This window comes from Actinacidiphila yeochonensis CN732 (assembly GCF_000745345.1).
Lineage (GTDB): Bacteria > Actinomycetota > Actinomycetes > Streptomycetales > Streptomycetaceae > Actinacidiphila > Actinacidiphila yeochonensis.
This window is the reverse complement of record NZ_JQNR01000005.1, coordinates 1,598,786-1,611,297: the sequence shown is the minus strand read 5'-3', so window position 1 is coordinate 1,611,297 and position 12,512 is coordinate 1,598,786. Positions and strand designations below refer to the sequence as shown.

Sequence of the window (12,512 nt, the reverse complement as noted above, 5' to 3'; positions counted from 1 at the left end):
ACTGCCCCCGACATGGCTACGGTTGGCCCAGCACCGCGCCGTACCGAACCGTGGAGAACTCCCGTGCCCGTCCCGCTCAGCCCGGAGGTGGTGGCGCTGCTGCGCCGCCCCAGCACCTGCTACATCGCCACGACGATGCCCGACGGCTCGCCCCAGCTCACCCAGACGTGGGTCGACACCGACGGCGAGAACGTCCTGATCAACAGCGTCGAGTCGCACCAGAAGACCCGGAACATCGCCCGCGATCCACGGGTGGCCGTCGCGGTCTCCGACCCCTCGGACCCGTCCTCCTACGTCCAGATCCGCGGCCGGGTCGTCCAGGTGACCACCGAGGGCGCGGTCGACCACATCGAGGCGCTCGCCAAGAAGTACCTGGGCGGGCCGTACCCGTGGTTCGGCGGCCGCGACCAGGTCCGGGTGCTCTACGTGATCCAGCCCGAGCGGATCAGCGGCCCCCGCGGCTGACCGCCCGGCGGGCGGCTCCGCCCGCTTCCTCTCCCTGCCCGCCCACGGGGCGGGGCGAGGACGCCCGCCGAGAAAAACGCTCGATCTCCGTCTGCCGTGTCGATACGCGACGGCGCCGTTCGACCTGGGATAGAGAGGGTCGAGAGGCGACCCCGACCAAGGAGGCCGACGATGGCGAAGTACATGCTGATCATGCGGGGCACGGACGAGTCCGTCGCGAAGATGGCGGAGACGCCGTTCGACGAGATGCTCGAAGTGGTGGGACGCCTCAACGAGGAGATGATCCGGGCGGGCGTGCTCGTGGCCGCCGAGGGCTTGGACGATCCGTCCCAGGGCGTGGTGGTGGACTTCAGCGGGGAGACCCCGGTGGTGACCGACGGCCCGTACGGTGAGACGAAGGAGCTCTTCGGCGGCTTCTACCTGATCGACGTCGCGTCGAAGGAGGAGGCGGTCGAGTGGGCCAAGCGGCTGCCCGCCTTCCCCGGGTCGAAGTGCGAGGTCCGCCGGGTGCCGGGCATCGACGAGTTCCCACAGGACAACGAGTGGATCGTCAGGGAGCGGGCATGGCGCGAGCAGACGGGGCAGCTCTGACGCCCCCGGCCGACGACGATCCGCCGCGGACACCCCCGGCCGACGCCGGTCCGCCGAGCGCCGGTCCGTCGAGCGCCGGTCCGGCGCGGCGGGCCGTCGAGGCCGTCTGGCGGATCGAGTCGGCGCGGATCGTGGGCGCGCTGGCCCGCTACACCGGCGACTTCGCGCTGGCCGAGGACGTCGCGCAGGAGGCGCTGGCGGAGGCACTGGTCTCCTGGTCGCGCGACGGCGCGCCGGCCAGTCCGGTGGGCTGGCTGCTGGCGACCGCTCGGCGGCGCGCCATCGACGCCTTCCGGCGCGCGTCGGCCCTGGACGAGCGGTACGCCCTGCTGGCGGGCCGGCTGGCCGAGGGCGAGACCAGTTCGGGCGCGGCCACCGCGGCGGGCCGGCCGGACGATCTGCCATGGGACCCGGACCGGGTCCACGACGACGTCCTCGCCCTGGTCTTCACGGCCTGCCATCCGGTGCTCTCGCCCGAGGCCCGGGTGGCCCTCACCCTGCGCGTGGTGGGGGGCCTGTCCAGCGAGGAGATCGCCCGGGCGTTCCTCGTGCCCGTGCCGACCGTCCAGGCCAGGATCACCCGGGCGAAGAAGACGATCGCCGCGGCGCGAGTCCCGTTCGAGGTGCCCGCGCCGGAGGACCGGCCCGGCCGGCTCGGCGGCGTCCTGAGCGTCCTGTACGTGATCTTCACCGAGGGCTCCACCGCCACGGCCGGCGACCGCCTGCTGCGTCCCGATCTCGCCTACGAGGCCGTCCGGTTGGCCCGGACGCTCGCGGCGGTACTGCCGGACGAGCCCGAGGTGTACGGCCTGCTCGCGCTCTTCGAGCTCACCGCCGCGCGCTTTCCGGCACGCACCGGGCCGGACGGGGAGGCGGTGCTTCTGGAGGATCAGGACCGGCGCTTGTGGGACCGCGCGGCGATCCGGCGCGGCCGCGCCGCACTTGGGCGGGCCGCAGCAGGCAGCCGGGGCCTGGGGCCGTACGGCCTTCAGGCCGCGATCGCCGCCTGTCACGCGACGGCGCCCTCGGTGCGGGCGACCGACTGGGAGCGTGTCGTCCTCCTCTACGAGGCGCTCGGCCGCGTGGCGCCCTCGCCCGTCGTCGAGCTGAACCGGGCCGTGGCCGTGGCGATGGCGAGCGGTCCCCGGGAGGCGCTGTCCATGGTCGACGAACTGGCCGCCTCCGGCCGCCTCTCCGGTTCCCACCTGCTCCCGAGCGTGCGCGGCGAGCTCCTCGCCCGCCTGGGCCGGACCGCCGAGGCCCGCGCCGAACTGGAACTCGCCGCCGGCCTGTGCCGCAACGCCCCCGAACGGTCCGTCCTGCTGCGCAAGGCAGCCGCCCTGGACTGAGCCCGCCCCGCCCAGGGCGGCAGCCTCGCCCCCTCGGTGCGCGCGACGGTCAGCTGTCCGCGAAGCCGACGGCCAGGAGGTGGGAGCCGGCGGCGAGGAGTTCGGGGTAGGGCTCGGCGAGGCGGGCCGCGGTGAGGGCGGACGCGAAGAGCTCCTCGCTCGGCGGGGCGCCCGTGCTCTGCTCGACGGCCTTGAGCAACGACCACGTCGGCCCCTCGACGCCGAACACCCGCACGTCGCGCAGGCCCGCGGCGCCGAGTTCGTCGGCCAGCTCTTCCGCGCGGTGGAAGTAGGAGACGGTGAAGCCGCGCCGGCCGTCGTAGCTGGCGCTGGCGAGGACGTCCGCGATCGACTCCCGCAGGCGCTCGGTGTGCAGGTGCGCGAGCGCGGTGTGTTCGAAGACGGAGGCGTAGCGGTTGATCGCCGCCGCCGCGACCAGTCCACCCGGACGGGCGACCCGCACCGCCTCACCGAGCGCCTGGAGCCGTTCGTCCCGGTCAGGCAGGTGGTACAGGGGGCCGAGCAGCGTCACCACGTCGTACGACGCGTCCTCGGCGGCGAGGTCGCGGGCGTCCCCGAGGCTGGCCGCGCACACCTGGCGCGCCTGCTCGACGTGGCGGGCGACGGGATCGACCAGATCCACCTCGTAGCCGTCCTGGACCAGCCACCGCGCGTGCACCCCCGTACCGCCCCCGACGTCGAGCACCCGGGCGGGCGGCTCCGGCAGGAAGCGGCGCAACAGCTCCCGCGTACGCAGCAGTTCGAGCCGCCCGTCGGCGGACGAGGTCAGCCGGCTCCCCTCGTCGAAGACATGGGTGTAGAAGGTGGTGACCTCGGGTGCCAGCTCGGGGGACGCCATGGCGGCAGTATCCTCCGCACCGGTGGACCGGTCCAGCCCGCGACCTTACGAGGAACTATGGCACTACTGAAGTACGAAGAGATCGCAGAGTCCCTGCGTGTCCGGATGGCAAGCGGCGAGTTCCCTCCCGGAGAGACGCTCCCCTCGGGCCGGGATCTCGCCGAACAGTGGCAGGTGTCGCGGGCAACAGTGGTCAAGGCGATGGACGTTCTCCGCAACGACGGCGTGGTCGAGGCACGCCAAGGCACCGGCTTCGTGGTGGCCGAGACCGCGATCGGGCGGCCCGCCGGCAACCGGAGGGCGGGAAGCGCCCGAGTGGCGGGTGGCATGCCGTTCACGCGCGTCGGCAATCCCGAACGAACCACTCCGCCGGCGCACATCGCCACCGCGCTCAACCTGCCCGCCGGCGCACACGCGCTGCGTCGCGCCAGGCTGATGCAACTACTGGACGGCACGCCGCACAGCTACGTCGAGGCGTGGTTTCCGCTGGAGGTGGTCGCCCAGGCGCCACGCCTGGAACAGCATGCGCCGATCGCCGAGGGCACCACGAGGTACGTCAGTCGGCAGACGAGGCGTTCCCCCGCAGAGGGAGTCGACGTGACAACCGTCCAACTCGCCACCGCCGAGCAGGCCCATCACCTGCGCCTGGACATCCCGGCCGCCGTGGCCGTCGTGCTGCACACCGCTTACGACCAAGACGGTCGTCCCCTGGTATGCGAGGAAGGCGTCACGGCCGGGTCATTGTGGGAGCAGACAGACACCTATCCCATGTGACCAGCCAGCTGTTGGGAATCCGCAAGTAGCGCCGCCTCGATTCACCATCGCGGGCAGGACGACGAGCCGACCCGCCTCGTACCTGAACGGCGACAGCAGGAGGAGGCGACTTGACTGGACCGGTCCACCGGTCCACCGGTCCAGTCTATTTTCTGTGACGATCAGTCACCCGGTGCATCCGATGCGCCGTGTTTCGGGTTGTGTTGACGAAGGGGTGGGGCTGGCATGCCCAGTCATGGTTCTCCGCACATGGCATCGCCACAGGCCGGCCGCCAGGAAGCGGCCGTAAGGTCGTGGCGGCCTGTCACCTCGTCCGAGTTCCTGGTTCAGCCGGTCATGGCAGATGTCGTGAGCGCTCGGCGAACGGTCGTGCGGATCGTTCGGGAATGGCGGTTGGCTCTGCCGAACGAGCAGCTCGAAGACCTGGAACTGCTGTCCGGTGAGGTGATCGCCAACGCCGTTCGGTACGCCGGCACCACGTGTGCGGTCGCTGTCCGATCGGACGGCACGCGGGTTCGAGTCGAGGTCACCGACACCAGCCCCGTACGACCCCGACCGCGTGAGGCGTCGCCGGACTCCGAGGGCGGACGGGGCCTGTTCCTGGTCGACGCCCTCGCCACCGCCTGGGGCAGCGCCGACGACCCCGCCGGCAAGGTCGTCTGGTTCGAGGTGGGAACCCCCACCGCACCCGGCGCGACCGCACCCGGGAAACAGCCCGCGCCGTGGAGTACCCCGGGGACCTGGACGATCACCGCCACCGACGGGACCTCGGCCTCCGGGTACCTGCCCGCCTGGGCCGAGGACGACCCCACCGAGACCGACGTACCGCCGGACGAGTTGCCGCAACGGCTCGCCCTCATCGACCACCGCAGTCTCTTCGACGGCCCCACCATGCCCATCACCGCACCCGGCCGGTGGGACGACACTGAGGACGACGCGGTCTTCGAACCCAGCATCCACTGCGCCCCCAACCACCCAAACCCCGGCCTCCGCGTCCCCGTCGCCAACCTCCAGGTCAGCGACGGCCGCTGGATCATCGGCCTCGACCCGGGAGCCCTCACCGAGATCGCCGGCAAGCTCCGCAGCCACGCCGACCTCCTCGATCACGAGGTCCGCCCCGCCCTCATCGCCGCCCTCGACGACTGGACCGCGCACCACCCGCAGTGACCCTGCCCCCGGCCAGGCGCGCGGGGTCGGACACGTCCGACGAGACGTCCAGCAGCCACGAAGGGTCAGGCGGGGGCACCACCCCTGACCTGGCCGTTCTCTGCATGCTGGTTCCCGCGCCCATGCGCGCTGAATCCGTGCCGAGCAGGCGAACGCTCAGGCGTAGGGCAGCAGCGTCGCGGTGTCCAGGTCGAAGTCGAACGGTTGGGGATGTGCAGGTTCTCGCCGAAATCGGCGTCCTCGCGGCGGTGGTACTTCCCGCCATCGGGGCGGCTGAAGAGGGTGACGGACTTCAGCCTGGCGTCGACCACGAGATACAGCGGAATTCCCATCACCGGGTAGTCCCTGACCTTGCCCACCCAGTCGTTCTCCGGGTTCGACGGCGACACCAACTCGACGGCGATGGCCGCGCTCTCCGCCGGGACCTGGTTGTCCGTGGCCTCCAGGACCTCAGCCGGCAGGTAGGTCAGATCCGGGTTGCGGCTCTTGCCCACGCCGGAAGTACACCCCGAACGAGACCGGAACCGGGGCAGGCCAGCAGCAAGCCACCGCGGCCGACGCCGGGAGAGCCGCCCTCACCAGGGCGGATGTGGAGCCCCCTGTCGGGTTCGAACCGACGACCTACGCTTTACAAGATCCCTCAGGGCGGGACGCTGACCTGCGGTGATGCGGCCGATGTATGGCTGACCAGCAGAAACAGCTCTCGTTTGTTGCCAATGCTACGCAGGGCTTCCCGCACCCATGTGTGCTGAATCCGTGCTGCTGGAAGAGCGCTTTGCATGTGGCGACCGAGTGCCCCAGGAGCTCACGCCGGTCCGGACGCCGCCCAAAGCTTGTCCACTAGACGCATCAGGAAGTCGTACGTCTCCCCGCGGCGGTATTTGATCACGGTCGACTCTCTGCCATGCCGGTCTGCCGTGTAGGGAGTCAGGTAGAGGACCCGCTCGGTTGCGACGATCCGACCGATATGCGGAACGCTGTAGTCGCGTACCTCGAGGTGTCCTACAACCGAAAGGGGAGCGAGGTAGTCGTAGGTTGCTGCGATCTGGCGACGCAGTAGGCCGGTGCCGAAAGCAGCGTCGAAGGCCTGCATCTCCTCCTCACGGTTAGTGATCCAGTTCGCCTCGCCTGCCGCAACGTCCAGTTTTGGCAGCAGGATCCGGCAGCGACAGCGCCGAGCCTGACACCGGAGAAGCAGCTCCTCGAACGAGTCGCGCTGCAACTCGGCGCCGCGGCCAGTCAGGATGGACACTTCACGTGCCCGGCTGAGCTCCCGTTTGATGTCAGACGCCGCCTCACGGCTGTTGCGGAAGACCTCTTCGACATCCAAGTGGAGTAGGTGAGCGGCAAGGCCACGCAGGAAGCGACGGGCGGTCTTCGACAGTGCCCACGCCAGTGCCACGAAAAGAGCGCTGGCGAACAGAGATGCACCGGTATCACGTAGAAAGCCCATTCCTCATCCCCCACAGTCCTGCCCACTCGGCCGGGCCACCGTCTCACGTCCGGTGGCTGTCGCGCACTGCGAGGAGACCCCTGAGTGACTCCAGACCTTGATCGTCGGGACGAGCCTGTTCGAGTGCCAGGCGGAGGGCTAGCTGGGCAGGCAAGCCGCCCTCGGCGTACACGTACGCGGCGATCGCCCGCAGGTGGTCGCGAGCCAGACTGTGATCCGCGATGGGCAGTAGCCGGGGTGAGTTCATGAGTCGCTGCATGTCGCGCACTATCCCCTCCCGGAATCCATGGCTCCCCATGTCCTGGAAGGCTTCCAATGCCTCGACGAGTACTGCTTCGGCAGATGCAGGATCAAAAGGATCGCTGGCGCCAGCCAAGATCGCAACTACTTCGTCAAGATCGGCGGGTGTCCATGTTGCCGCAAGACAGTTGGTCCGTGCAGAAACGAGCGCCGCTCTCAGGTTCAGGCGCGACTCAAATTCGGCCGCCAAAACCGTCAGATTCTCCACCGCCGCTGGGGTTCCGCGACGGCTCAGTGTTCCGGGCAGCGCCTCACGCCAGTCCAGCGCTTCCATCTCAGGGGTGATCACGTGTACTCCGAGAGGACGACCAAATTCATCCTGCGGGAATATCGCGTTTAGCCAGCGGTAGAGTCCACTGAGTCCAGCTTCGTCGGCGCCATCCTCAAGGTACCCACGGTTGGAACGCCCGGCACATCTGAGCGCGAGAGCCCGGCTGAAACCTACCGACTTGTCGATCAGGGTTCTGAACTGCAACCACGCATCGACTCCGCCAGCCTCCACGAGAATGCAAGCGACAATCACGGGAAGTTCGAGGTCGTCAGCCTCGGCGCTCTCGTTGACTGCTTCGAGGACGAAATCGGTGACCGATTGTGCAAGAGCGCTATCCACGGAGAGGAGGGCGGCGAGAAGACCAGACCAGGTACGGACCAACGCCGCTCTACCTTCACCATCCTCCTCGAACGCTTTTCCCGACATTGTCAACAAATCAACTTTGCGCTCGATGCGCATTTTTGGCAGTAACGCAGCAGACACCACAACCAGGAATTCTTCCAAGACCTCAGCAATATCTGGAGACCAATTCGCCTCAACACGCTCAAGAATCAGCGGTTGCACGCCTTGTTCAAGTTGCGCCTTGACAACCCTCCGAATCGCACTGCTGAGACCGTGGGCATCGTTGAGCACCGCCTTCTTCAGCAGCGATGACCACGTCGCAGAGGAGGGGCTAGACCACGGATCAGCGATCGCCCCAACCCAGGCGCTCCAGCAGTCAACTTCGAGGTTTTCCAGGGTTCCACGGCAGTCGAGCAGCAAAAGCGACTGGAGCCCCGCCCAGGCACGATAATCCCTCTTCTCCGACCCTAGCCACTCGTCCGCGTGATCGTTCTCTCTCCGCAAAAAGTCCAGGGCGCAGCCGTGTAGAGCAGCGAGCTCCCCAGCATCAAACAACGAACATCCTGGCCAGTCGGAGACATTGGCATCAAGGCGGTGCTCACCCTTGCCGGTATTCGGATTGAACTGCAAATCCCAGAGCAGACGCCAGAAGCTGTCGGTGTCATGCGTGCGCGCCCGTTCTAGGCGTGCATGCTGTTCATCGATGAACTTCGCACGCTCCGGCCATGGCGCCTCGGACGCGAGTCTGTAGCTCCTACGCCACGCCTTTGCGAGGTCACCGTGAATATCAATCGGGTCATAGAACCATTTCAGATAAGGCCAGGCGGGGTTGTCCTTATTCTGGTAGGCGAGTTCGAAGTGCTCTTGACTCTGCTGATCGAAGAGAATTTCTGCGAGATGAGCATAGCCGTCCGACAATTCGGGCCTCTCGGAGGTGCCAACCCCCTGCCGAAGCGCCCAGCCAAAATCGCTGGCGTCAAGCAGCATGAACCGACCGCCGTGCGGTCCTTCCGGCTCCAAGGACCACGAGCGGTGAGGCTCCCACTCGCGGACAACGAGCCACGCAAAATATCGCATAGCCTGTCCTGCCTCGATTCCGCAGGCAAGTAGGGCGACGGCAAGGCTGCGCCGGAGATCGCGGACGGAGATCGGCTCTAACCCATCGGGTGTTACCTGGTCCAGCGCATAGGGGAATCCCACCTTCATGTGATCCAGAAAGCGCGTCGTCAGGATCCGGGCGATATCAGGCAGCAGCGACTCGGCACTGGTGACGCTCAGCGCACGGTCGACCGTATGGGAGACGAGATTATCCTCCGTAAATCTTCTCTCACGACCGTCAGTCGCCATGTCGTCCGTCGTACGCTGCAGGAGCCATGCCACAACATGGCGCACATCCTCGTCGGGGCATGCGGTTGGCACGTTGGACAGGAAATGCTCATAAGCTCCGTACCGGTTATCGCTCGGCGTTTCGCTCAATGCGCCGAGCATCGCCTCCGTCTTGAGAAAGTTGGGCCACAGCAGCGTCAGAAGAGTGCCCCGGAGGCTGAGACCGGGGTCTTTATCCATCTGCGATCCTAGGGTGGCCAGTACATCTCTCAACGCAGGTACGGTCGTTGTAGCGTCACATGCGAAGGCGGCCCTGGCGGCGTGCGCACGGTCCTCGGCCGGCCATCGAGGGTCGGCTGCCACGTTCAGCAGCAGCGGTGCAAGGTCTGGTGAAGGGCACTGCTCCGCCAGGCGAAGCGCTATCCGGGCACGAGCCCAAGTCGGCCAGTCGCTGAAATCCGCAGGGTTGAGCGTGAGGACCGGAAGAAGTTGGCGAGCCAGGCCAGGATGTCCAAGTACCCAGCGTGTCTGGTGCCATCTGACATCGCCTAGTTCAACGTCAGCAGCGCGCTCCAGCAGGCGACTTACGATGAGTTCCTTGACGCTGTCGGAGCGGACGAGGCCGCTGTGCATGGTCAGGCTTTCCGGGTCAGCCGAGGCAAGCCATTGCGATCGTTCAGGGGCGAGCGCCACTAGCCATGCAGCCGTTTCCCGCAGTGACACAGGGATGCTGGCCGTTTCCTGATCCGGGACTCCGACCAGGAACAAACGGCGGAGTGCGGCGTCTGTGACAGATCGAGAGATGAGGTGTTTGGCAGTGAGAAAAGCGGCGATTGACGAGTGACGGAATGCGAACCTACGGTTCCCGCTCGCCGTGAACAACCCCGAATGCAGCACCTCGTCGACCACCGTTGGGGTCACCTCGAAGGGCTCGACGTCTGATGTCTGTTCGCTGCCCCCCGGGATGGTGGAGACATCCAGGTCAGTGCCAAGTGGTCTTTCCTCCAGCAGGCTCCCCCGCCACAGAGTGCGTCGGCCCGAAAGCACCAGTCGTGCGGCGATGCGCCCGGCGACTTGCAGTCGTTGTGGCCATGTCGTAGTCGGAGCTGCTATGGCGAACCGGTCGGTGTCGTACTCCGCAGCGAGTAGTCGGACACCATCACCGAACAACTCCATAGCGCCGCCCGTCAGGCGGCCACTCTCCCGGTATTCGCGCACGATAAGTTCCAGGGTTAGAGGAACGCTGGCAAGTGCTCCGGCGCGCAAGGCGACGACCTCGGAAACCAATTGCTCACCTGAGACGCCAGCGCTATCGACGAGCGCCACGGCGTCCGCACGCGACAACGGGGCGAGATCCACCAGGGAGCAGCTGCCAAACGCGTCCTGCAGGACGCGGGTCAAACTGGGCGGATAGTCACCTGTACGGCAGGCGACTAGCAGGCGTATGCGGCGCACGTCCTTGTACCTCAGTGAGCGCTTTAGATAAGAAGGTAGATTGCGGCAAATCTCGCTCTCATCAGCCTGATCGATGACGACCGTCAGAATTCCGTCTTGGGGAACATCGAGGTCGAGCGCCACGCTCGGTAGTGCGGTGAGGTGCCTTCCGAGGACCTCGTCGTAGGTAGCAGGTGTCAGGTCTGGGCCATCGATCCATATACAGCGGTCGGTGCTGTCAGAAACGATAGGGGCATCCCATAGCGGCAGCCCATCCACCAGCGAACGGAAGACCGAGGTCTTTCCAGCACCCGGCTCACCAAGCAGCACGACGGCTCCATTACGAGCGACATCGTTCGGGTCAACGAGGACGCCCTTTGCGGTCTTGGACCCAGAAGGTGCGAAAACATTATCAGCCCCAAGGAATCCGTCGTCGTCCAGCGGAAAAAAATCCTCGTCGGGAGAACTGTCAGCGCGGACACGACACCAGCGGCGTACCCGTACCGTGAACACCTCCCGCCTCACGGCAGCAACCGCCTCAGCCCCTTCAAGGCAAATTCGTCAGGGCGGGCGAGTTCAAGAGCGTGGTAGAGCGCCAACCGCGCGGCCGCAGGGTCACGGTATGCATTCATCCGCCGGGTTATTTCGCGTACGTGATCACGGGGCACAGGAGATTCTGCCGCGAGAAACGCATGGGGCAGACCGAGCATACGGCCCATATCACGGAGAACATCCTGTCGGAAGTCGACCTTCGCCATGTCACCGAAGGCCATCAGGGCATTTACCCACTCGATATCGGAAGCCGAGGCGTTGAGAACAGTGCCCTCAGGACTCACAGTCCCGGCGGAGCCGGCAGGTCCAAGCGCGGTCGGTAGCAACTCACACAGGAGGGCCGCCATCGCGGCGGCGGCATGCGCGGACGCGCGGCGCTGCGAACCCGACGCGTCCGCGTCGGCCTTGCCGACGTCGGCATGATCACTGATGCCCCGAAGGGTCAGGATCTGGAGACCATTCGACAGGTCGGCCGCGCGGGCGACGCCAGCGGACTCCATCTCGATGGCCAGGGCATCCCCGTAGTGAAAGGTGATCTGGTCGCGCAGCGGAGCTTCCTGAGAGTTCAAGACCACCTCACCGGCGATGATGGGTTGAAAGTGAACCTGCGGAGCAGCCCCCTGCCAAGTCGTCCGAACCTCCTTGGACACCCATGCGTGCCAGGCGTCCGAGTGGAGAGCCATTCCGGCCGCCTGTTCCAACTCGTGCGAAACAGCGCCTGGCACCGGACGAGCCTGGAAGCCCGCAACCGTTTCCTTACCCGAATGCAGGTAGTGGATTTTTGTCGACACCACCACGTCGCCGAGTTCGGCTTCCGGCTTCAACCCACCCGCCACACCAACGAACAGCAGTGCTCGAGGCTTCAGCCACTGATGAGCACGTTCAGTGACGATGCCAGAGTTCAGGTTGCCAGGACCGATTCGGGCGACAGCGACGATTCCTCTGACTCCGGACACTGTTCCCTTCACAAAGCGAGTGCCTTCCGGATGAACGAGCGTCGCCTGATCACTCATCAACGCCAACACCGCCTGGAACTCAACTAGCAGCGCAGTCAAGATCACCACGTCCGCCCTCTGCTCCATGCGATCGCCTCTAAGTCCGCTGAAATGTTACAAGAAGACTAGCGGGTCACGGCGGTGTGTTTATAGTCGGACACTGCGGTCAGCGCTTCGCGACCACGTGACGACGTATGCAGGGACGGGAACACGTTCAGGTCGACGAGGACTCTGTCAGGAACGCCCAACGCTGGTGTGCGAGCAGATAGATCACCCGGCTCAGATGACGGCGATGGATACTTGGGGGATGACTGACTTCGTGCAGGTGTCGACCGCTACCGAGACGCGCGAACAGGCCGTTGACCTGGCGGAGTCCGTCGTGCAAGGGCGGCTCGCGGCTGGGGCACAGGTGGTGGGGCCGGTGCTGTCGGTGTTCTGGCATCGCGGCGAGTTCGGGACCGGTGAGGAGTGGCAGTTGCTGCTCAAGACCACCGTGGAGCGGTACCCGGCGTTGGAGGCGCATCTGCTGGAGCGCCATCCGTGGGAGAAGCCCGAGGTGGTCGCGGTGCCGATCGTGGCCGGCTCGGAGGCGTACCTGCGATGGGTTGCCGACAGCACAGAGCCGTCCGCGTAG

11 protein-coding genes are annotated in these 12,512 nt (G+C 66.5%); 6 read left to right on the top strand and 5 right to left on the bottom strand.

What is annotated here, in order from left to right; genetic code table 11:
- Nucleotides 1-63 precede the first annotated feature (63 nt).
- The 3 genes from BS72_RS18660 (at nt 64) to BS72_RS18650 (ending at nt 2,405) form a co-directional block, all read left to right on the top strand.
- Nucleotides 64-465 carry a PPOX class F420-dependent oxidoreductase gene (locus BS72_RS18660; protein WP_037912022.1) on the top strand — a complete coding sequence of 134 codons (402 nt, stop codon included), beginning with the start codon at nt 64-66 and terminating at the stop codon, nt 463-465.
- Between the two features lie 171 nt (nt 466-636).
- The gene (locus tag BS72_RS18655) at nt 637-1,056 is read left to right on the top strand and encodes a YciI family protein (protein ID WP_037912021.1); all 420 of its coding nucleotides are present in this window, start codon (nt 637-639) and stop codon (nt 1,054-1,056) included.
- Nucleotides 1,029-2,405, top strand: coding sequence for an RNA polymerase sigma factor (locus BS72_RS18650; protein ID WP_037912019.1), 1,377 nt, complete (start codon nt 1,029-1,031; stop codon nt 2,403-2,405). The genes BS72_RS18655 and BS72_RS18650 overlap by 28 nt, the downstream gene beginning before the upstream one ends.
- Nucleotides 2,406-2,454: 49 nt before the next feature.
- On the opposite strand, the gene BS72_RS18645 is transcribed toward BS72_RS18650, so the two are convergent.
- A complete protein-coding gene (locus BS72_RS18645; protein ID WP_037912017.1) occupies nt 2,455-3,264 on the bottom strand; it encodes a class I SAM-dependent methyltransferase in 810 nt (269 codons plus the stop codon).
- A gap of 57 nt (nt 3,265-3,321) precedes the next feature.
- On the opposite strand from BS72_RS18645, the gene BS72_RS18640 reads away from it, so the two are divergent.
- Both BS72_RS18640 and BS72_RS39245 read left to right on the top strand, forming a co-directional pair.
- Nucleotides 3,322-4,038, top strand: a complete 717-nt coding sequence (locus tag BS72_RS18640; RefSeq protein ID WP_037912016.1) for a GntR family transcriptional regulator — start codon at nt 3,322-3,324, stop codon at nt 4,036-4,038.
- Between the two features lie 225 nt (nt 4,039-4,263).
- Nucleotides 4,264-5,205 (top strand): ATP-binding protein, encoded by a 942-nt coding sequence (locus BS72_RS39245; protein ID WP_107498825.1) that lies wholly within the window; start codon nt 4,264-4,266, stop codon nt 5,203-5,205.
- 65 nt (nt 5,206-5,270) lie between these two features.
- On the opposite strand, the gene BS72_RS18630 is transcribed toward BS72_RS39245, so the two are convergent.
- The 4 genes from BS72_RS18630 to BS72_RS18615 form a co-directional block, all read right to left on the bottom strand.
- On the bottom strand, nt 5,271-5,738 hold the full coding sequence (locus tag BS72_RS18630) for a Uma2 family endonuclease (protein ID WP_232792636.1): 468 nt from the start codon (nt 5,736-5,738) through the stop codon (nt 5,271-5,273).
- Between the two features lie 272 nt (nt 5,739-6,010).
- Nucleotides 6,011-6,658 carry a hypothetical protein gene (locus BS72_RS18625; protein ID WP_037912013.1) on the bottom strand — a complete coding sequence of 216 codons (648 nt, stop codon included), beginning with the start codon at nt 6,656-6,658 and terminating at the stop codon, nt 6,011-6,013.
- Nucleotides 6,659-6,701: 43 nt separating this feature from the next.
- Nucleotides 6,702-10,661: an NACHT domain-containing protein gene (locus BS72_RS36605; protein ID WP_157856275.1), complete on the bottom strand. Its 3,960-nt coding sequence runs from the start codon at nt 10,659-10,661 to the stop codon at nt 6,702-6,704.
- 191 nt (nt 10,662-10,852) lie between these two features.
- A complete protein-coding gene (locus BS72_RS18615; RefSeq protein WP_157856274.1) occupies nt 10,853-11,947 on the bottom strand; it encodes a phosphorylase family protein in 1,095 nt (364 codons plus the stop codon).
- 238 nt (nt 11,948-12,185) lie between these two features.
- On the opposite strand from BS72_RS18615, the gene cutA reads away from it, so the two are divergent.
- On the top strand, nt 12,186-12,512 hold the full coding sequence (cutA, locus tag BS72_RS18610) for a divalent-cation tolerance protein CutA (protein ID WP_107498949.1): 327 nt from the start codon (nt 12,186-12,188) through the stop codon (nt 12,510-12,512).